Annotated in this window: 15 protein-coding genes and 2 pseudogenes; 9 read left to right on the top strand and 8 right to left on the bottom strand. The window is 56.2% G+C overall.

What is annotated here, in order from left to right; all coding sequences use genetic code 11:
* Positions 1–9: 9 nt before the first annotated feature.
* The 3 genes from bepA to SP68_RS06545 all read left to right on the top strand — a co-directional run bounded on the left by bepA (position 10) and on the right by SP68_RS06545 (position 2,881).
* Positions 10–1,473 (top strand): beta-barrel assembly-enhancing protease, encoded by a 1,464-nt coding sequence (bepA, locus tag SP68_RS06555; RefSeq protein ID WP_008803831.1) that lies wholly within the window; start codon positions 10–12, stop codon positions 1,471–1,473.
* 9 nt (positions 1,474–1,482) lie between these two features.
* Positions 1,483–1,842 (top strand): arsenate reductase (glutaredoxin), encoded by a 360-nt coding sequence (arsC, locus tag SP68_RS06550; RefSeq protein WP_008803830.1) that lies wholly within the window; start codon positions 1,483–1,485, stop codon positions 1,840–1,842.
* A 127-nt stretch (positions 1,843–1,969) separates the two neighbouring features.
* Positions 1,970–2,881 carry an Rpn family recombination-promoting nuclease/putative transposase gene (locus SP68_RS06545; RefSeq protein ID WP_022064636.1) on the top strand — a complete coding sequence of 304 codons (912 nt, stop codon included), beginning with the start codon at positions 1,970–1,972 and terminating at the stop codon, positions 2,879–2,881.
* On the opposite strand, the gene SP68_RS06540 is transcribed toward SP68_RS06545, so the two are convergent.
* From SP68_RS06540 to bglK, 5 genes are all read right to left on the bottom strand, one after another.
* Positions 2,878–3,579 (bottom strand): DnaA inactivator Hda, encoded by a 702-nt coding sequence (locus SP68_RS06540; protein WP_020947395.1) that lies wholly within the window; start codon positions 3,577–3,579, stop codon positions 2,878–2,880. The two genes, SP68_RS06545 and SP68_RS06540, sit on opposite strands and share 4 nt — an antisense overlap.
* Positions 3,580–3,677: 98 nt before the next feature.
* On the bottom strand, positions 3,678–4,964 hold the full coding sequence (uraA, locus tag SP68_RS06535; RefSeq protein ID WP_012540908.1) for a uracil permease: 1,287 nt from the start codon (positions 4,962–4,964) through the stop codon (positions 3,678–3,680).
* Between the two features lie 86 nt (positions 4,965–5,050).
* Positions 5,051–5,677: a uracil phosphoribosyltransferase gene (gene upp / locus SP68_RS06530; RefSeq protein ID WP_004201927.1), complete on the bottom strand. Its 627-nt coding sequence runs from the start codon at positions 5,675–5,677 to the stop codon at positions 5,051–5,053.
* A gap of 217 nt (positions 5,678–5,894) precedes the next feature.
* The gene (locus SP68_RS06525; protein WP_022064637.1) at positions 5,895–7,328 is read right to left on the bottom strand and encodes a 6-phospho-beta-glucosidase; all 1,434 of its coding nucleotides are present in this window, start codon (positions 7,326–7,328) and stop codon (positions 5,895–5,897) included.
* Positions 7,329–7,337: 9 nt separating this feature from the next.
* Positions 7,338–8,231, bottom strand: coding sequence for a beta-glucoside kinase BglK (gene bglK / locus SP68_RS06520; RefSeq protein ID WP_022064638.1), 894 nt, complete (start codon positions 8,229–8,231; stop codon positions 7,338–7,340).
* Between the two features lie 263 nt (positions 8,232–8,494).
* On the opposite strand from bglK, the gene purM reads away from it, so the two are divergent.
* The 4 genes from purM (at position 8,495) to ppx (ending at position 13,946) form a co-directional block, all read left to right on the top strand.
* Complete coding sequence (gene purM / locus SP68_RS06515) at positions 8,495–9,532, top strand: phosphoribosylformylglycinamidine cyclo-ligase (RefSeq protein ID WP_022064639.1); 1,038 nt, start codon at positions 8,495–8,497, stop codon at positions 9,530–9,532.
* Complete coding sequence (purN, locus tag SP68_RS06510) at positions 9,529–10,170, top strand: phosphoribosylglycinamide formyltransferase (RefSeq protein ID WP_012540904.1); 642 nt, start codon at positions 9,529–9,531, stop codon at positions 10,168–10,170. Before purM ends, purN begins: the two co-directional genes overlap by 4 nt.
* 179 nt (positions 10,171–10,349) lie before the next feature.
* A complete protein-coding gene (gene ppk1 / locus SP68_RS06505) occupies positions 10,350–12,410 on the top strand; it encodes a polyphosphate kinase 1 (protein ID WP_004890441.1) in 2,061 nt (686 codons plus the stop codon).
* A gap of 3 nt (positions 12,411–12,413) precedes the next feature.
* Positions 12,414–13,946, top strand: coding sequence for an exopolyphosphatase (gene ppx / locus SP68_RS06500; protein ID WP_008803823.1), 1,533 nt, complete (start codon positions 12,414–12,416; stop codon positions 13,944–13,946).
* Positions 13,947–14,001: 55 nt separating this feature from the next.
* Here the strand turns inward: ppx and SP68_RS06495 are convergent, their stop codons facing one another.
* On the bottom strand, positions 14,002–16,230 hold the full coding sequence (locus tag SP68_RS06495; RefSeq protein WP_040968775.1) for a sensor domain-containing phosphodiesterase: 2,229 nt from the start codon (positions 16,228–16,230) through the stop codon (positions 14,002–14,004).
* A gap of 370 nt (positions 16,231–16,600) precedes the next feature.
* On the opposite strand from SP68_RS06495, the gene SP68_RS06490 reads away from it, so the two are divergent.
* Entirely contained in the window at positions 16,601–16,774 is a 174-nt protein-coding gene (locus SP68_RS06490; protein WP_012967451.1) for a YfgG family protein, read from the top strand.
* A gap of 99 nt (positions 16,775–16,873) precedes the next feature.
* Here SP68_RS06490 and SP68_RS06485 read toward each other — a convergent pair.
* Positions 16,874–17,783 (bottom strand): annotated as a pseudogene (locus tag SP68_RS06485) (LysR family transcriptional regulator).
* Positions 17,784–17,855: 72 nt separating this feature from the next.
* Here SP68_RS06485 and SP68_RS06480 point away from each other — a divergent pair.
* Positions 17,856–19,145: an MFS transporter gene (locus SP68_RS06480; RefSeq protein WP_022064981.1), complete on the top strand. Its 1,290-nt coding sequence runs from the start codon at positions 17,856–17,858 to the stop codon at positions 19,143–19,145.
* A gap of 628 nt (positions 19,146–19,773) precedes the next feature.
* Here the strand turns inward: SP68_RS06480 and SP68_RS26125 are convergent.
* Positions 19,774–19,985 (bottom strand): annotated as a pseudogene (locus SP68_RS26125) (transposase); the annotation flags it as partial.
* Positions 19,986–19,995: the final 10 nt, after the last annotated feature.

Raw genomic sequence — 19,995 nt, 5'->3', positions numbered from 1 at the left:
ACAGAGGTTATGTTCAGGCAGTTGAAGAAAACGCTGGTGGCGACCGTCATCGCCTCGCTGACGCTGGGTTCGATAGGCCCTGCTTTTGCTGACTCCGCAGATACGCTGCCGGACATGGGGACCTCTGCAGGAAGCACGCTGTCGATTGGTCAGGAAATGCAGATGGGGGATTACTATGTGCGCCAGCTGCGCGGCAGTGCGCCGCTGATTAACGATCCCCTGCTGGTACAATATATCAACGGGCTGGGCATGCGTCTGGTGGCACACGCCAACTCAGTGCGCACCCCGTTCCATTTCTATTTGATTAATAACGACCAAATCAACGCCTTCGCCTTCTTTGGCGGCAACGTGGTCCTCCACTCCGCCCTGTTCCGCTACTCTGATAATGAGAGCGAACTGGCCTCTGTCATGGCGCACGAAATCTCCCACGTTACGCAGCGGCATCTCGCCCGCGCGATGGAAGATCAGAAGCGCAATGCGCCGCTCACCTGGGTCGGTGCCCTGGGTTCGATTCTGCTGGCGATGGCCAGCCCGCAGGCCGGGATGGCGGCGCTGACCGGGACGCTGGCCGGTACCCAACAGGGCATGATCAGCTTCACCCGCCAGAACGAAGAAGAGGCCGACCGGATTGGCATTCAGGTTCTGCAACGCTCGGGATTCGACCCACAGGCTATGCCGATGTTTATGGGTAAACTGCTTGACGAGTCGCGCTACTCGACGCGACCGCCGGAAATGCTGCTCACCCACCCCCTGCCGGAAAGCCGACTGGCCGATGCCCGTAACCGCGCCAACCAGATGCGCCCGGTGGTGGTACAGTCCTCAGCGGACTTCTATCTGGCGAAGGCGCGTACCCTCGGGATGTACACCAACGGCGACAACAAGCTGGGCACCGATCTGCTGAACGCCTGGGATAAGGGCAATATTCGCCAACAGCATGCCGCCCAGTATGGTCGCGCTCTGCTGGCGATGGAAAGCAACAACTTTGACCAGGCACGCAAAACGCTGCAGCCGCTGCTCAGCGCCGACCCGCAAAATGCCTGGTATCTCGACCTGGCCACGGATATCGACCTCGGGCAGAAGAAAACCAGCGACGCCATCAATCGCCTTAAAAACGCCCGCGAGCTGCGCACCAATCCGGTACTGCAGCTGAACCTGGCCAACGCCTTACTGCAGGGTGGACAGCCCGGGGAAGCGGCGACCATTCTGAACCGGTATACCTTTACCAATAAAGAGGATGGCAACGGCTGGGATCTGCTGGCCCAGGCGGAAGGTGCGCTGGGCAATCGCGACCAGGAGCTGGCGGCGCGGGCAGAAAGCATGGCGCTCGTCGGTCAGCTGGAACAGGCGATTTCCCTGCTCAGCAGCGCCAGCTCGCAGGTGAAACTTGGTAGCCTGCAGCAGGCGCGTTACGATGCCCGTATCGACCAGCTACGCGATCTGCAGGCCCGCTTCCGCCCCTATCAAAAAATGTAAGGAGACCCCATGACCGACGCGGTAACAATTTACCATAACCCACGCTGCTCGAAGAGCCGCGAAACGCTGAGCCTGCTGCAGAGCCGCGGCATCGATCCACAGGTGGTGCTTTATCTCGACACACCGCCGGATGCCGATACGCTGCGTGAGCTGCTGCAGCTGCTGGGTATGGAGAGCCCCCGCGAGCTCATGCGCCAGAAGGAGGATCTGTACAAATCGCTCAATCTTGCCGACCAGGCGCTTAGCGACGCGGCGCTGATTCAGGCGATGGTCGACAATCCTAAGCTCATTGAACGCCCTATCGTCGTCAGCCGCGGCCAGGCGCGTATTGGCCGCCCGCCGGAGCAGGTCCTTGAGATCGTAAGCTAACCCACCTGCGCCGCGCTTTCGCGGCGCTTTTTTTACGTGGCCGATTCCAGATCTTCCACGCCAATCCCTCCCGCCCGCCGGACGATGCTACTGTTCATCTATCGCTCAATCCACTGGACGGATGAACATGAAAAAACCGACCTCCACGCCCCATGACGCGGTGTTTAAAACCTACCTCTCCCATCCCGATACCGCCCGCGATTTCCTGCAACTGTATCTGCCCGAAACGCTGCTTAAAGTATGCGATCTGCGTACGCTGCATCTCGAGTCGGGGCATTTTGTCGAAGACGATCTGCGCCCCTTTTATGCCGACATTTTGTATTCCCTGAAAACCACGGCGGGAGACGGTTATATTTATGCGCTTATCGAACACCAGAGCACGCCCGACCGGCATATGGCCTTTCGTCTGATGCGCTATGCCATCGCCGCCATGCAGCGTCATCTCGATGCCGGTCACGATCAACTACCGCTGGTGATCCCTGTCCTCTTCTACCACGGTCTGGCCAGCCCCTACCCATACTCTCTACGCTGGCTCGATGAATTCGCCGCCCCGGAACTGGCCAACCGTCTTTATCACGAAGCGTTTCCGCTGGCGGACATTACCATCATTCCGGATGACGACATTGCCACTCACCAGCGCATGGCAACGCTGGAGTTACTGCAAAAACATATTCGACAACGCGATCTGGCGCAGCTCCTCGACAAGCTGAGCGAATTATTATTGACTGGACTGGCGACACAATCGCAGGTACAAGCCCTGATGCACTATCTGGTGCAGGCAGGCAATACGCGCGAGCCGATCAAGTTCATACGCGAACTGGCGTTACGTACGCCGCAACATAAGGAGACGTTGATGACGATTGCGGAATATCTCGAGCAACAGGGACTGGAGCGGGGACTGGCGCAGGGGCGACAGGAAGGCCGGAAAGAAGAGGCACAGCGTATCGCCGCCGCCATGCTACACAGTGGCCTGGCGCGCGATCTGGTCGCTCATCTGACCGGACTGACGGAGCAGGAGCTGGCCCCACTGGCGGACTAGAGCTTAAGGATCTCTTTCACGAAGGGGATCGTCAGCTTGCGCTGGGCGGTAATCGAGGCGTGATCCAGCTGATCGAGGGTCATAAACAGCGAGCGCATCTCGCGATCCAGCCGCTTCAGCAGGAAGCGGCACACGTCTTCCGGCATCTCGAAGCCGCGCAGTCTGGCGCGTAGCTGCAGCGCCTGCAGTTTGTCTTCATCCGACAGCGGCTGCAGCTTATAGATCTGCCCCCAGTCCAGCCGTGAGGCGAGGTCCGGCAGACCAAGATTCAGCTGCCGCGGCGGCCGATCGCCGGTGATCAGCAGTCGGGTTTTGCCTGATTCCAGGATCCGGTTGTAGAGATTAAAGATGGCCATTTCCCAGGGCTCATCCCCGGCGACGCATTCAATATTATCAATGCAGACCAGCGCCAGCTGTTCCATCCCCTCCAGTACCTCGGGCACAAACCACGTCCGTTTATCCAGCGGCACGTAGCCCACCGCATCCCCGCGCTGGGAAAGCTCGGCGCAGGCGGCGTGTAACAGGTGGCTGCGACCTGCCCCTTCACGTGACCAGATATAAATGTACCCGCTGTGTTCCTGGCGCAGTACGTTCTGGAGGGCAGCAAGTAGGGAAGGATTATCACCCGGCCAGAAACTTGCGAAGGTTTCGTCGTCAGGAAGATACAGTGGCAAAGAGAGCTGTGCCGGTGCGTTCAGATGGACCTCAACATAGGCTTACAGAAAAACGCGGAGAGTTTACCACAGATTTAGGTCAGGAGAGAACCGGGCGGGATCGCCGCCCGGTCAGGAGATCGTTATTTAACCTCTTCGCTATCCGCCGCGTCGAGGACCACCTCTTCCGGACGCAGGACGCTGATAAGCTTGAAAATCAGGCTCAGCGCGATGCCCACGATGGTCGCCAGCGCCATCCCTTTCAGCTCGGCGGCGCCAATGTGTACTTTAGCGCCGCTGACGCCGATGATCAGGATCACGGAGGTGAGGATCAGATTCTGCGCTTTACTGTAATCCACCTTCGATTCAATCAGTACGCGGATCCCCGAGGCGCCGATCACCCCGTACAGCAGTAGCGAAACGCCCCCCATCACCGGTACCGGAATGATTTGGATAGCCGCCGCCAGTTTGCCGACGCAGGAGAGCAGAATCGCAATGATCGCCGCGCCGCCAATAACCCAGGTACTGTAAACCCGGGTAATCGCCATCACGCCGATATTTTCACCGTAGGTGGTGTTGGGCGTCGAACCGAAGAAGCCGGAGATGATCGTCGACAGGCCATTGGCAAACATCGAACGATGCAGACCCGGGTCGCGGATCAGATCGCGCTTAACGATATTGGCGGTCACCACCAGGTGCCCGACGTGCTCAGCAATCACCACCAGCGCGGCGGGCAGAATGGTGAAGATAGCAAACCACTCAAAGCGCGGCGTGTAGAAGGTCGGCAGCGCGAACCAGTGCGCCTCGGCGATCGGGGTGGTATCGACCACGCCCATCACAAACGACAACGCATAGCCCACCAGCACGCCAATCAGGATTGGAATAATCGCCAGGAAGCCGCGGAACAGCACAGAACCAAATACCGTCACCGCCAGCGTTACCATCGAAATAATAATGGTTTTGCTGTCGGGGGCTTGACCGTCGGCTGGCAGCAGCCCGGCCATATTAGCCGCCACACCCGCCAGTTCGAGGCCGATAACCGCCACGATGGCGCCCATCGCCGCCGGCGGGAACATCACATCCAGCCAGCCGGTACCGGCTTTTTTGACAATAAAGGAGACGAGGCAGAACAGCACGCCGCACATAATAAAACCACCCAGCGCCACTTCGTAGCCCAGCGGCAACAGCAGCAGTACTGGAGAAATAAAGGCGAAACTCGATCCCAGATACGCCGGGATTTTGCCTTTACAGATAAAGAGGTACAACAGCGTACCAATACCGTTAAACAGCAGGACGGTGGCCGGGTTGATGTGGAACAGGATTGGCACCAGCACCGTTGCGCCAAACATAGCAAACAGGTGCTGCAAACTAAGCGGGATAGTCTGTAAAAGCGGCGGTCTTTCACTCACCCCGATAGCACGGCGCGTCATAGTGTTTTCCTCTGAGATGGTTAGTTATGTGTGTTTTATTCAAAAAAAAGCCGACTTTCAAAGTCGGCTTATTTATCGTTATTCGATTATTTCGTACCAAAGATCTTGTCGCCGGCATCGCCGAGACCGGGAATGATGTACCCATGTTCATTCAGCCCCTTATCGACAGAGGCGGTGTACAGCTCAACGTCCGGGTGCGCTTTCTCCAGCGCGGCAATCCCTTCCGGCGCCGCCACCAGTACCAGCACCTTGATGCTGGTGCAGCCAGCGTTTTTCAGCAGATCGATAGTGGCGATCATCGACCCACCGGTGGCCAGCATCGGGTCAACCACCAGCGCCATACGCTCATCAATGTTGGACACCAGCTTCTGGAAGTAAGGTACCGGCTCGAGAGTCTCTTCATTACGATAGATACCCACCACGCTGATACGCGCGCTGGGGACATGCTCCAGTACCCCTTCCATCATGCCAAGGCCTGCGCGGAGGATAGGCACAACGGTAATTTTCTTGCCCTTGATCTGCTCAACTTCCACCGGGCCATTCCAGCCTTCGATGGTCACTTTCTCGGTCGCCAGATCGGCGGTGGCTTCATAAGTCAGTAAGCTGCCCACTTCTGAGGCGAGTTCACGGAAGCGTTTGGTGCTGATGTCGTGCTCGCGCATCAGGCCCAGCTTGTGTTTGACGAGTGGGTGTTTGACTTCCACAATCTTCATTCTCTTTCTCCTCTGAGGGGCGGCCACAAAAAAAATCGCGGGATTATACCGCTTTTTGCGGATTGTGCCATACCCATCTTGCTTGACGTATATCAAGCAAAGTGATTTAGAGACAAAAAAACCGGAGGCAAGGCTCCGGCTTGGGTGCGGGGTGCAGTCCATACGCTTACGCGGGCCTACGTGTATTGTAGGTCGGTTAAGCGTTAGCGCCACCCGACTACGACAGGTTCTCCCCGTTGCTGGCAATCACCTGTTGATACCAGGCAAAGGACTTTTTCCGGCTGCGAGCCAGCGAGCCATTGCCTTCATTATCTTTATCGACATAAATGAAGCCGTAGCGTTTTTTCATTTCCCCTGTGCCGGCGGAAACCAGATCGATACAGCCCCACGGGGTGTAGCCCATCAGATCAACGCCATCCTCGACCACCGCCTTTTTCATCTCCGCGATATGGGCGGAGAGATAATCGATACGATACTGGTCATTGACGCTGCCGTCCGCTTCACGGACATCGATCGCGCCAAAACCATTTTCGACAATAAACAGCGGCAACTGGTAGTGATCCCAGAACCAGTTCAGCGAATAGCGCAGGCCAACCGGGTCAATCTGCCATCCCCAGTCCGACTTTTTCACATACGGGTTGGAGACCAGGCTGGTGGTTTCATCATAGTCGAGCAAGGGGTTATCTTCGGTGGCTTTGGTGGCGAACGACATATAGTAGCTAAAGCCAATGTAGTCGACACAGCCCTCAGTTAACGCCTGACGATCGGCTTCGGTGATATCCAAGGTAAAGCCGCGGCGGGCAAAATAGTTGAGCAGATGCTGCGGATAGCGGCCGCGCACATGAACGTCGGTAAACCAGTAACGGCGGTGCATGGCGTTCATCGCCATCATCATATCGTCTGGCGCGCAGGTCAGCGGATAGATCGGACACATAGCGATCATGCAGCCAATCTGCAGTGCAGGGTTGATCTCGCGCGCCGCTTTCACCGCCAGGGCGCTGGCCACCAGCTCATAGTGCGCGGCCTGGTACATCACCGGTTCCCGGTCTTCATCCGGCAAATATTTCAAACCGGAGTTGGTGAAGGGGGCAAAGTCCTCATGGAAGTTGGCCTGGTTGTTGATCTCGTTAAAGGTCATCCAGTACTTCACTTTATGTTGATAGCGGGTGAAGACGACCCTGGCAAAGCGCACGAAAAAGTCGATCAGCTTCCGGTTGCGCCAGCCGCCATACTCGGTGACCAGGTGATAAGGCATTTCAAAATGCGACAGCGTAATCACGGGCTCAATGCCGTGCTTCAGGCATTCGTCGAACAGATCATCGTAAAACTGCAGGCCAGCCTCGTTGGGCTCCAGCTCATCGCCCTGCGGGAAAATACGCGTCCAGGCAATCGAGGTGCGAAAACATTTGAAGCCCATCTCGGCAAACAGCGCCAGGTCCTCCGGATAACGATGATAAAAATCGATCGCCTCATGGTTCGGGTAGTTTTTCCCCGCCACCACGCCGTCGGTAATTTCACGCGGCACGCCGTGGGCGCCGGCAGTCATCACATCCGCCACGCTGATCCCCTTGCCGCCCTCCTGCCAGCCGCCCTCTAACTGATGCGCGGCGACCGCGCCGCCCCACAGAAAATCTGCTTTAAATCCGGACATAGTCTCTCCCTAATGTCGATCGTCGCCAGGCGAACGATAGTGCTGATTGAAATGGTAAACCGCGCCAATCAGGCCGGCATCGTTGCCGTGACTGACGGTATCGAGATAGTCGGCAATGCCAAACCAGGCCAGATGCTGGCGCAGCAGCGCCAGAAATCCTGGACGTTCCACAATGCCGCCGCCGATAAAAATGGTCTGCGGATCGAAGATATTAACGAGGTTATAAAGGCCATGGCCCAGGCCATTGAAGAACTCGGCGACCAGACGCTGGCAAACCGGGTCGCCGGCGTCATAGCGGTCAAAAATCATTTCGCCTGTCACGCTCTCCAGCGGCGCAGCGATATGTTCCGCATAGCGATGGCGCAGCACTCTGAGGGTGCAGTTCTCATTCATCGAATAGCGACGAGGATCGCGTCCGCCGGGACGGTCGGTGAGCATGTAGCCGAACTCACCGGCGCGAAAACGCGCCCCGTGAACCAACTGATGATGGCAATAAATCGCCCCACCAATGCCGGTGCCAATGGTGAGTACCAGAAAATTGGCCATTTCCGCCGCTTTGCCCTGCCAGCGCTCGGCCAGCAGCACACAGTTGGCATCATTTTCAACTGAGACCGGCAGTCCGGTCCGGGCTTCAAGCCATGCTTTCATGGCGAAGTTATCAAATCGACGAATAGCGCCGCCCATGGTGATAAAGCCGCTGTGCGGCTCAACATAGCCTGGCGCGCTGATGGCTACCCCTTCACACGACGGGTGGGCCGCCAGCCATGACAGCATTACCTGTAAGATATGATCGCCATCGCTGTCATTGATCGACTGCTTCGCGCTTTCCAGTAGCCTGCCATCGCGGGTCATCACGCCCATCTTTAATGCGGTGCCACCGATATCAAATGCCGCAATTTTCATTCATCCCTCTCCTGACCAGCGTCAATCACTGGCAAAATGCGTGGCAAACCAACACAGAAACCGGTTTCAGTTTTATGATGAGGATTCCTTTACGCTGAGGCAAGCACAAGACTGTACCCGGTTTCATTTTCGTGAGCAGTATCAAATTTGACCATCCATCCGCTGTTTCACGCCGACTGTAAAGCAGGCTCGCAAACGTTTGCTTTCCCTGTTAGAATTGCGCCGATTTTTCTTGCTTACCGCAAACGCGTGGAGACTTCGCAGTGACCGACAAAACCTCTCTCAGCTATAAAGATGCCGGCGTGGATATTGATGCAGGCAACGCTCTCGTCGACCGTATTAAGGGCGTGGTGAAGAAAACCCGTCGCCCGGAAGTGATGGGGGGACTGGGCGGATTCGGCGCGCTGTGCGCACTGCCGCAGAAATACCGCGAGCCGGTACTGGTCTCCGGCACCGACGGCGTCGGTACCAAGCTGCGTCTGGCAATGGATCTGAAGCGTCACGACACCATCGGCATCGACCTGGTCGCCATGTGCGTGAACGACCTGGTGGTTCAGGGTGCTGAGCCGCTGTTTTTCCTGGATTATTACGCGACCGGTAAACTGGACGTCGATACCGCGGCCAGCGTCATTAACGGCATCGCCGAAGGCTGCCTGCAGTCCGGTTGCGCGCTGGTGGGCGGTGAAACCGCAGAAATGCCGGGGATGTATCACGGTGAAGATTACGACGTAGCGGGTTTCTGCGTCGGGGTGGTGGAAAAATCAGAAATCATCGACGGCAGCAAAGTGGCCGACGGCGACGTGCTGGTGGCGCTGGCGTCCAGCGGCCCGCACTCTAACGGCTATTCACTGGTGCGTAAGATCATTGAGGTTAGCGGCGTTGACCCGCAGACCACCAACCTTGACGGCAAACCGCTGGCCGACCATCTGCTGGCGCCAACCCGCATCTATGTGAAATCGGTGCTCGATCTGATCGCCAGCGTTGACGTCCACGCTATCGCCCACCTGACCGGCGGCGGTTTCTGGGAAAATATTCCGCGCGTGCTGCCGGATAACACCCAGGCGATCATTGATGAGTCCTCCTGGCAGTGGCCGTCCGTCTTCAACTGGCTGCAAACCGCCGGTAACGTCAGCCAGCATGAAATGTACCGTACCTTTAACTGCGGCGTGGGGATGGTTATCGCCCTGCCGGCTGCAGAAGCAGACAAGGCCATTGCCCTGCTGAACGAGAAAGGTGAAAACGCGTGGAAAATCGGGTATATCAAAGCTTCCGATTCCGAACAGCGTGTGGTCATTGCATGAAAAACATCGTGGTGCTGATTTCCGGTAGCGGCAGCAATTTGCAGGCGATCATCGACGCCTGCGGCCGGAAACAGATAAACGGCACCCTGCGGGCGGTATTCAGTAACAAGGCTGATGCGTTCGGCCTTGAACGCGCGCGCGCGGCCGGCATCCCGGCCCACGCGCTGGCGCAAAGTCAGTTTGCTGACCGGGAAGCATTCGATCGTCAGCTGATGCATGAAATCGACGCCTACGCCCCGGATTTGGTAGTGCTGGCGGGCTATATGCGTATCCTGAGCCCGGCGTTCGTCAGCCATTATCAGGGACGTCTGCTGAACATCCATCCTTCGTTACTGCCGAAGTATCCTGGCCTGCATACTCATCGTCAGGTGCTGGAAAACGGTGATGAGGAACATGGGACCTCGGTGCACTTCGTCACTGATGAGCTGGACGGCGGTCCGGTTATCCTGCAAGCCAAGGTGCCGGTCTTCGCTGGCGACAGCGAAGATGAGGTGACGGCGCGGGTTCAGGCCCAGGAACATGCCATTTATCCGCTGGTCATCAGCTGGTTCGTCGATGGGCGTCTGCGCATGGCAGGCAACCACGCCTGGCTGGATGAACGACAACTTCCGCCCCAGGGCTATGCCGCTGAAGAATGAACAACAGCCCCGCCTTTTCCTGTCGCGGGGCTTTTTTTTAATTAAAATTGTTTATTAATCAATCATCTCACAGAAATATTTCTTCTTACTGTCATATTGTTGTGACACAGTAAATCGCTATGCAGAAAAATTCGTCATAATAGTCTACGTCCTGTGAGTAAAACGGAGTGTGAGCGGTAATGGGCCAGGAAAAGCTATACATCGAAAAAGAACTCAGCTGGTTGTCTTTTAACGAACGCGTGCTGCAGGAAGCGGCGGACAAAAGTAACCCGCTGATTGAGCGCATGCGCTTCTTAGGGATCTACTCCAACAACCTTGATGAGTTTTACAAAGTGCGCTTCGCTGAGCTTAAGCGCCGGATTATTATCAGTGAAGAACAAGGCAGTACCGCCCATTCTCGCCACCTGTTAGGCAAAATCCAGGCCCGCGTTCTGAAGGCCGATCAGGAATTCGATAGTCTGTATAACGAACTGCTGCTGGAGATGGCGCGCAACCAGATCTTCCTCATCAACGAGCGCCAGCTGTCCGTCAATCAGCAGGCCTGGCTGCGCAACTACTTCAAACAGTATTTGCGTCAGCATATCTCGCCGATCCTGATTAACCGCGAAACGGACCTCGTGCAGTTCCTGAAAGATGATTACACCTATCTGGCGGTAGAGATTATCCGCGGGGAAAACATCAACTATGCCCTGCTGGAAATTCCGTCAGACAAAGTGCCGCGCTTCGTAAATCTGCCGCCGGAGGCGCCGCGCCGCCGTAAGCCAATGATCCTCTTGGATAACATCCTGCGTTACTGCCTGGATGATATCTTTAAAGGCTTCTTTGATTACGATGCGCTGAACGCCTACTCGATGAAAATGACCCGTGACGCCGAGTACGATCTGGTGCATGAGATGGAGTCGAGCCTGATGGAGCTGATGTCTTCCAGCCTCAAGCAGCGCCTGACCGCCGAGCCGGTTCGCTTCGTCTACCAGCGCGATATGCCGGACGCGATGGTCGAAATGCTGCGCGATAAGCTCTCCATCTCCAATTACGACTCGATGCTGCCGGGCGGCCGCTACCACAACTTTAAAGACTTTATCGGCTTCCCGAATGTGGGTAAGGCTAATCTGGTCAATAAGCCTATGCCGCGCCTGCGTCATCTGTGGTTTGATAAATTCCGCAACGGCTTCGACGCCATCCGCGAACGCGACGTCCTGCTCTACTATCCCTATCACACTTTTGAGCATGTGCTGGAGCTGCTGCGTCAGGCCTCGTTCGACCCCAGCGTACTGGCGATCAAAATCAACATCTACCGTGTAGCCAAAGATTCGCGCATCATTGACGCGATGATCCACGCCGCCCATAACGGTAAAAAAGTCACCGTGGTGGTGGAGCTGCAGGCACGCTTCGATGAAGAGGCTAACATTCACTGGGCGAAACGCCTGACGGAAGCGGGGGTCCACGTGATCTTCTCCGCGCCGGGTCTGAAGATCCACGCCAAGCTGTTCCTTATCTCGCGTAAAGAAGGCGATGAGGTGGTGCGCTACGCCCATATCGGTACCGGTAACTTTAACGAGAAGACCGCGCGGATCTACACCGACTATTCGCTGTTAACCGCCGATGCGCGCATTACCAATGAAGTCCGCCGCGTGTTTAACTTTATTGAAAACCCCTACCGCCCGGTCAGCTTCGATTACCTGCTGGTGTCGCCGCAGAACTCGCGCCGTCTGCTGTATGAGATGATCGATCGCGAGATCGCCAATGCGCAGAACGGGCAACCCTCCGGGATTACGCTGAAGCTGAACAACCTGGTGGATAAAGGGCTGGTGGACAGACTGTACGCCGCCTCCAGCTCCGGCGTGCCGGTCAATCTGTTGATCCGCGGCATGTGCTCGCTGATCCCTGGACTGGAAGGCATCAGCGATAATATCCGCGTCATTAGCATCGTTGACCGTTTCCTCGAGCACGACCGGGTCTACTGTTTTGAAAACGGTGGCGATAAACAGGTCTGGCTCTCCTCTGCCGACTGGATGACGCGTAACATCGATTACCGTATTGAAGTTGCCGCCCCGCTGCTCGACCCGCGTCTGAAACAGCGAGTGCTGGATATTTTTGATATCTTGTTCAACGATACGGTAAAAGCGCGCTATCTTGATAAAGAACTGAGTAATCGCTATGTGCCGCGCGGCAATCGCCGTAAAGTGCGTGCACAGATGGCGATTTACGATTATCTCAAATCACTCGAACAACCCGACTAACCTATGCCAATAAACGAAATAACCCCTCGGCCGCAGGAATTCGCTGCGGTCGACCTTGGTTCGAACAGTTTTCATATGGTGATCGCCCGTGTCGTCGATGGCGCCATGCAGATCATTGGACGCCTGAAACAGCGCGTGCATCTGGCCGATGGCCTTGATGAAAACTCGGTGTTGAGCGAAGAAGCGATGACCCGCGGGCTGAACTGCCTGTCGCTGTTTGCTGAACGTCTGCAAGGGTTCTCCCCTTCCAGCGTCTGCATCGTCGGGACGCATACGCTGCGTCAGGCGACCAACGCGGCAGAGTTTCTTAAACGCGCGGAAAAAGTGATCCCCTACCCGATCGAGATCATCTCCGGCAATGAAGAAGCGCGCCTGATTTTTATGGGCGTTGAGCATACGCAGCCGGAGCGCGGTCGTAAGCTGGTGATTGATATCGGCGGCGGTTCGACCGAGCTGGTCATCGGTGAAGATTTTGAGCCCCGCCTGGTGGAAAGCCGTCGCATGGGCTGCGTGAGCTTCTCGCAAGCCTACTTCCCTGGCGGGACAATCAATAAAGAAAATTTCCAGCGTGCTCGCCTGGCGGCGGTACAAAAACTGGAAACCCTGGCCTGGCAGTTCCGTATTCAGGGCTGGACCGTGGCGCTGGGCGCCTCCGGCACCATTAAAGCTGCGCAGGAAGTGCTGGTGGCCATGGGTGAGAAGGACGGGTTTATTACGCCGGAACGCCTCGAAATGCTGGTCAGTGAGCTGCTGAAGCATAAAAACTTCGACGCGCTCAGTCTGCCAGGCCTCTCTGAAGATCGTAAAGCGGTCTTTGCACCGGGGCTGGCGATTCTGTGCGGCGTGTTTGACGCGCTAGCCATTAAAGAACTTCGTCTGTCCGATGGCGCCCTGCGTGAGGGCGTGCTGTACGAAATGGAAGGCCGCTTCCGCCACCAGGATATTCGTAGCCGCACAGCGCAGAGTCTGGCGAATCAGTACAATATCGATCGCGAACAGGCACGCCGGGTGCTGGAAACCACCACCCATATGCTGGAACAGTGGCAGGAACAGAACCCCAAGCTGGCCAATCCGCACCTTGCGGCGCTGTTGAAGTGGGCGGTGATGCTCCATGAGGTAGGGCTGAATATCAACCATAGCGGTATGCATCGCCACTCGGCCTACATTCTGCAGAACAGCGACCTGCCGGGCTTCAACCAGGAGCAGCAGATGCTGATGGCCACCCTGGTGCGCTATCATCGCAAAGCGATAAAACTCGACGACCTGCCGCGCTTTACGCTGTTCAGGAAAAAGCAGTTTCTGCCGCTGATCCAGCTGCTGCGCCTGGGCGTGCTGCTGAATAACCAGCGTCAGGCCACCACCACGCCGCCGACCCTGCGGCTGCAGACGGAAGCTCACCACTGGACGCTGACCTTCCCGCATAACTGGTTTAGCCAGAATGCGCTGGTGCTGTTGGATCTGGAAAAAGAGCAGCAGTACTGGGAAGGTGTGCCGGAATGGCTGCTGAAGATTGCAGAAGAAGAGCCAGACGCCTGATCGGCGCTCCTGAATATTCTCCATGCCGGGCCATCGCGCCCGGCTTTTTTCTGCTTCAGGCAGTCATCCCTTCCGCCAGCTGCGCCAGTGGTACCGGTACGCCGATATCGTAGCCCTGCAAATAATCGATCCCCAGCGCGATGACCGCCTGGCGTATTTCCGGCGACTCGACATATTCAGCCACCACCTGCATGTTCTTCATACGCGCCAGACGACAAATAGAATCCACCACCTGGTAATCGAGACTGCTGGCAAGCAGATTGCGAATAAAGCTGCCGTCGATTTTAAGAATGTCGACGTTCATCGTTTTTAACCGGGCGTAGCTGGCGTAGCCGGTACCAAAATCATCGATCGCCACCCGGCAGCCCAGCGCCCGCAGATGCTCTAAAGTCTGACAGACCAGCTCAGGGTTACTGAGCGCATAGTTCTCGGTCAATTCGAAAATAATCTGCCATGGCTCAATGTTGTACGTCTGCAGCAGCGCTTCGACTTCCTGAGGAAACTGGCTGCGGCTCAACGTGACCGGAGAGAGATTGATCGCCAGCCGCAGACCGGGCAGTGCCCGCCGGTGGGTATCCATAAAGGCTAGCGTGTGCTCAATGACCCACTGATCCACACGAGAGGAGAGGCCAAACTCATGCGCCACCGGCAGGAACGCGTTTGGCCCCGTCAGTTCGCCCGACTCCCCTTCCATCCTCAGCAACACTTCATAGTAGTTATCGCCGCGGATGCCCTGGATAGGCTGCGCCATCAGGACAAAGTGGTCTTGCTCCAGCGCCTTGAGGATGCGATTCATCATCACCACTTTATCTTTCAGATCCTGCTGAACATGGCCGGCGCCGCGGCGCTGCATATTCTCCGGATGGCCGCTGGCCAGCGACATGTCGGCAATCGTGTTTAGTTCGCCAAGCAGCAAATACAGATGTTTGACCGGTGAGCGCACGTTGCAATAGCTCATGCCGATCCGCGGCTGGAGGGGAACCCCGTCCCAGTAGAAACGGAACTGCCGCAGGGAGCGGTCGATCAAATGAATACGCGCCTGATGCCCTTCACTGTTGAGGCGAAAAACCAAGTCATGGCCGGCAAGGTGATACACCGCTTCGTTAGGCTGCAGTAACGCGCTCAGGTGGTTCGCCAGCATTTGCTTATACTGAATGCGTAACAATACGCCGTAGTGGCGGCCCAGCAGTTCCAGCTCAGGAATGCGCAAAAAACAGAGCGTCGACCAGCTCGTGCCATTGAGCGCCCGACTCAGCGCCCGCAGATTAGGCATATGTACGACCGGGTCGAGGAAAGCCATCTGCCGGACGCGAGCGTAGATCAGCCGCTGCTGTGTCGCCAGCATCGCCGTGTAGGCGACAATAAACGAGAAGACCAGATAGCTTGAGGAGGTGATCGCCAGTTGGGTGTTATAGCTTGGATAAACCGGTAAGTAACGGTAATGAAAATGGATCACGGCAATCAGTACCGGCGTCCAGATCAGCGAGATAAAACGATAGCCAAAACGCATGGCTCCCCAGAGCATGACCGGCATAAGTAATGATAACGTATAATTCGTACTAAATATGGTGCTGGTATCATTAAGCGGCATCAATAATAGCCCCAGCAACAGGATTAATATCGCCGCCCAGCAAATGATTTCAATTGTTTTTATTTTTGGATCAATTTGTAAGCGAACCTGAGAAATAAATCCGCGAATATGAAAAGGATTCCGAATTATCCGCAGCAGAAAATAACACAGCGGCACGCCCGTCAGACACCCCACCATCAACGCCTGAAAGGTGATTAACGACCGTAAACTAAAGGGCGTAATCCCCGTCATCTCCGTCGTACGTGGATGCAGTCCCAGATACTCAGCGATCTGTGACAGAATAAGAAAAATGACCGAGGGAAGCAGCATCTGCCAGAACAGACGGTGCGGCATCAGTTTGACGTTACCGTGCGAGACCTGCTGGCGCCGGGGTACAAAGATGCGATATCCGCCCCAGCACAGCACGCAGGGGATGAGAAAATGAAACAACACGCCGATAGCCTGCTCGGGCGTCATTCCTCGGGCCAGCGTGAGCAGCAGGCCAATAATAATACCCGGGATCGCCGCCCAACCGAAAAACATCATCAGGCTGAGTACTAATGCCAGAGGAAGATAATAAAGGAATACCATGTGGCCATTGAGCATGGTGTAGGTATTCGCCCATCTGGCGAAGGGTAATAACAGCGAGGGCAGAACAAGCGGTAAAGCCCACCACTTGTCGCGATATTGTTGATAATATTTTAATAAATTCATAGGTGCTCTACAGAGAGCCTCTGCTCCTGCGAGGCATATTCAGGCAGGCATCCAACCACCCCATGCTGACCGCATAAGTAATAACGATACGGTAATGTTCGCTGATTTTAGTGGTCAAGAGAATGGGACTGTTGATATAAATCAACAAATACTGACGCTAACATTAATAAAACTTATTTTTTTACCTTTTTATTGCTAATAAAGTGAGCATGTAAATACGATGATTATCTTATATAACATTAATTAATGTTTTCACTGCGGCACTTTTACATCTGCACCAATTGACCCCACCTCGTTCCTGTGCCTTAATACCCCCATCGCCCATCTTCGGGTATACTTCAAGGAACCTTTTGTGAGTCAGGCACCCAGTATGCGTAAACGACATCGATTTAACCGTCGCATGACCCGTATCGTACTGCTTATCAGCTTTCTCTTCTTCTTTGGACGCTTTGTCTACTCCTCCATCGGCGCCTGGTACCATCACCAGGATAAAAAAGCGTCGCAGGAGTCTTCACTCACCGTCGAGCCCTCCGCTCGCGAGTAATCCTTTGATTCTAATACTGGAAGCGCCACACTCCGCAGACAGAGTCGCTCGCTGCTGATGTATTGTCTTTGATGCGGTAATTTTGCCGTCGGCGATTTATCAGCGCACGGCATGCAGCAGGCGCAGCATTTCCGCGATACCTTTTGTCACAATTTTGTCCTGACGCATGACTACCGCCAGCTGTCGATATAGCCGCGGCGCCAGCGAGTGCACGCTTAATCCGTCGCGATCCTTCTCCTGCTCCACCGCCATGCGGGGCACGATGCTGTAGCCCAGCCCTGCCCGCACCATCCGTTTAATCGCCTCGATGCTGCCCAACTGCATCACCGGCGTGACCGCCACTCCCGCCGAGCGGAACCAGCGGTCAATCAGATCCCGGGTGCCGCTGCCGGCTTCGAAGGCAATGAGCGGCAGCGCCAGCAGTTCTGCAGGAGTATAATCCGCCAGCGTCCCCGTCTCGTGACTGGCATGGATAACCACGAACTCCTCGTCAACCACTGAGGTCACCGCCAGACTGCGCCCCTGTACGGGCAAGGTAACCAGCCCGAGATCGAGGCGATTTTCCTCCACCGCCCGGACGATATCCAGCGTGTTGCCGGTGGTCACCCCCACCGTCAACAGCGGATGCTGCTGACGAAGATGCTGCAGCAGCGGCGGGAGAAGATGAATGCAGGCCGTCGCGCCGGTCCCCAGCGTTACCGCCCCATTAACTTCCTGACTGAATACACTGACCGACTGCATTGCGCTATTCACCGCCCGATCGATCTGCTCGCTGTGGGCCAGCAGTGCCATTCCCGCCGCCGTCGCCTTGATCCCGCGGCCGGTACGCTCCAGCAAACGGGTCTGTAAAAACTGCTCCAGCTGACGCACCTGCAGGCTAACGGCAGGTTGGGAGATCCCCAGCGCGTCGGCGGCGGCAGAAAAGCTGCCGCGCTGTACGACCAGCCGGAAGGTCGCCAGGTTTCCCAGGTTCAGTGTTGTCATACAAAGTTTCTCTTATACCGCGCATAAGGTGGCCGCTCTGCCAGAACAATAGCCTGCCGGGTATGCTCAGGACAACTGCCTTAACGGAATGAAAACCATGGAAACACGCGCTATTCCCCGACGGCTCGCCTTCACCGCGGGTGGTCAGCAACTGATCAACTGGGGGATCTCTTTTTATATGCCCGGCACCTTTGCCGGGGCTATCGCCGCCGACAAAGGATGGTCCTTGCCGCAGATCTATCTCGGCCTGACGCTCGCCATGCTGATGATGGCCGCTGTTTCTCCGTTCGTTGCCAGGCTGCTGGCTCGCTTTGGCGGAAGGCTGGTGGTCACCAGCGGAACCTTACTGATAGCCGCCAGCTGCGCCATGATGGCCTGGCGCCCTTCGCTGGCCGGCTGGTACGGCGCCTGGCTGCTGACCGGCATCGGCATGCGGCTCTCGCTGTATGATGCGCTGTTCGCCGCAGTGGTGAATCTGTACGGTCAGCAGGCGCGGAAAACTATCTCTCATATCACTCTCGCTGGCGGTCTGGCCTCTGCCCTCTTCTGGCCGCTGGGCGAGGCGTTATTAACCGTCATGTCCTGGCAGGATGCCCTGCGGATCTATGCGCTTTTTGGCCTGCTGAGCGCCTGTCTGAATTATCAGTTGCCACGCCAGCGACTCAGTACATCGGTGAAAATGATAGCCCCAACGACGACAGCAGAGGGCGATCGGCGTAACGGAGTGCGTTACGCGATCTTTATTGCGCTGATCACCTTCATCTCTAACGGCACCTCCACCCATCTGCCGGAGTTTATCAGCCACTTTGGTCTGCCGGTTGCCGTCGGTATGCTGTGGGGATTCGGCCAGACCGGCGCCCGGCTGGGGGAAGTGCTGGCCGGTCCCCGGGTCACCCCACTCACGCTGACGCGTTTTACCGCGCTCGCCATGCCGCTCTGTTTTCTCCTTGGATTGAGCAGCACGGCTTATGCCGGATGCGCAGCCGGGTTTGTGCTGGGCTATGGCGCGATTAACGGGCTGGTGACGATTGTCAAAGCAACGCTACCGCTGGCGCTGTTTAGCGCAGAAAGCTATGCCTGCCGCACCGGTATCCTGCTAATCCCCGGGCAACTGATGGCGGCTGCCTCACCCTTTGCCTACGCATGGCTGAACCACCGGCTGGGCATTATCGGCGGAATGTGGGTGTCCACCGGGTTAACGTTGATCGTTGCCGGACTGGCGCTGGCGATGGTGCGCGGGGCGGGCACGGTACAGCCGGGTAAACTTTCCGCGCTCCGCACGGCGGCGGCAAAAAATGGGCCAGCTGAACATCTGCCGGAACCGCAAACGGGGAATTCACAGGGAAACCTCACCCTGCCAGATAACCTTCTGGGACGACGGGATTGAAGGGATGTCTAAAGTAAAAAACCCTCTGTAAAAACAGAGGGTTTCGTTTCATTCAGCTAACACCGGGGATGACTCCCACTCTATTATCAATAGCCCCGCACAGACCAGTAAATCCGAAGCCTACAAGGCACGAAAAACTTTAAAACCATGACAAATACCATAAAGGATCAACATCACTTTTGAGAGCCTGTCTGAACTGCCAACAGCGCTTGACGCTGCATCCAGTCTCTACGTAGTACGGCTCTGAGGACTGGGTATTGCATCTCACAAAACTTGACGACCTTGATCCGCTCGTCTCGCAATACCCTAAAGTCTTCACGCAGTTCACACCATACGATCACCACTTGCGCTCCTGTGACATAAGCCCATCATGAACGGCCAGACGGTACGCTGCGTCTCGACACCGTTTCTATCCTGGTAAACGATAACGATCTTGCGACTTTCACGGCATCAGCGCCTAAGCCGCTGGTAATCAAGATTGCTGCGGTATGCTTCGTGGCGGGGCAAAGTAACGACAGCAGGGTCATCGATTAAGCGCTTTAAATCTTGCGATATTACGACTGCTACCTTTGCCAGAACGGAGAGAGCTGCGCGGGACAAATCCCTGTCGCCATTAGCGATCGCCCACGTAGCAGTAGCCAATGACCAGCATCCGCATCATCAACTTTGGGTCGATCGAGGAGCGTCCGATGGAGCTGTAGAAATCCGCAAGGTAGCTGAGTAGATCACGCAGACCAGACACTGGTCGATACTGCGCAGGAGGTGTTGGACTGGGACATGGTCTTCCAGATTGAACGAGTAGAACAGGCGCCGCCGTCCACCCGGTAGCGGTCCCATCATGCTGTTCGTC

Origin of the sequence: Klebsiella variicola (genome assembly GCF_000828055.2) — a bacterium.
Lineage (GTDB): Bacteria > Pseudomonadota > Gammaproteobacteria > Enterobacterales > Enterobacteriaceae > Klebsiella > Klebsiella variicola.
Note: the sequence above shows the minus strand (reverse complement) of the source record. Positions and strands in the feature narration are given on the sequence as shown.

What these genes read in the sequence shown, in the direction of transcription:
- bepA (WP_008803831.1), top strand. Translation starts at nt 10, where the DNA reads ATGTTCAGGCAGTTGAAGAAAACGCTGGTGGCGACCGTCATCGCCTCG.
- arsC (WP_008803830.1), top strand. Translation starts at nt 1,483, where the DNA reads ATGACCGACGCGGTAACAATTTACCATAACCCACGCTGCTCGAAGAGC.
- SP68_RS06545 (WP_022064636.1), top strand. Translation starts at nt 1,970, where the DNA reads ATGAAAAAACCGACCTCCACGCCCCATGACGCGGTGTTTAAAACCTAC.
- uraA (WP_012540908.1), bottom strand. Translation starts at nt 4,964, where the DNA reads ATGACGCGCCGTGCTATCGGGGTGAGTGAAAGACCGCCGCTTTTACAG.
- upp (WP_004201927.1), bottom strand. Translation starts at nt 5,677, where the DNA reads ATGAAGATTGTGGAAGTCAAACACCCACTCGTCAAACACAAGCTGGGC.
- SP68_RS06525 (WP_022064637.1), bottom strand. Translation starts at nt 7,328, where the DNA reads ATGTCCGGATTTAAAGCAGATTTTCTGTGGGGCGGCGCGGTCGCCGCG.
- bglK (WP_022064638.1), bottom strand. Translation starts at nt 8,231, where the DNA reads ATGAAAATTGCGGCATTTGATATCGGTGGCACCGCATTAAAGATGGGC.
- purN (WP_012540904.1), top strand. Translation starts at nt 9,529, where the DNA reads ATGAAAAACATCGTGGTGCTGATTTCCGGTAGCGGCAGCAATTTGCAG.
- ppk1 (WP_004890441.1), top strand. Translation starts at nt 10,350, where the DNA reads ATGGGCCAGGAAAAGCTATACATCGAAAAAGAACTCAGCTGGTTGTCT.
- ppx (WP_008803823.1), top strand. Translation starts at nt 12,414, where the DNA reads ATGCCAATAAACGAAATAACCCCTCGGCCGCAGGAATTCGCTGCGGTC.
- SP68_RS06495 (WP_040968775.1), bottom strand. Translation starts at nt 16,230, where the DNA reads ATGAATTTATTAAAATATTATCAACAATATCGCGACAAGTGGTGGGCT.
- SP68_RS06490 (WP_012967451.1), top strand. Translation starts at nt 16,601, where the DNA reads ATGCGTAAACGACATCGATTTAACCGTCGCATGACCCGTATCGTACTG.
- SP68_RS06480 (WP_022064981.1), top strand. Translation starts at nt 17,856, where the DNA reads ATGGAAACACGCGCTATTCCCCGACGGCTCGCCTTCACCGCGGGTGGT.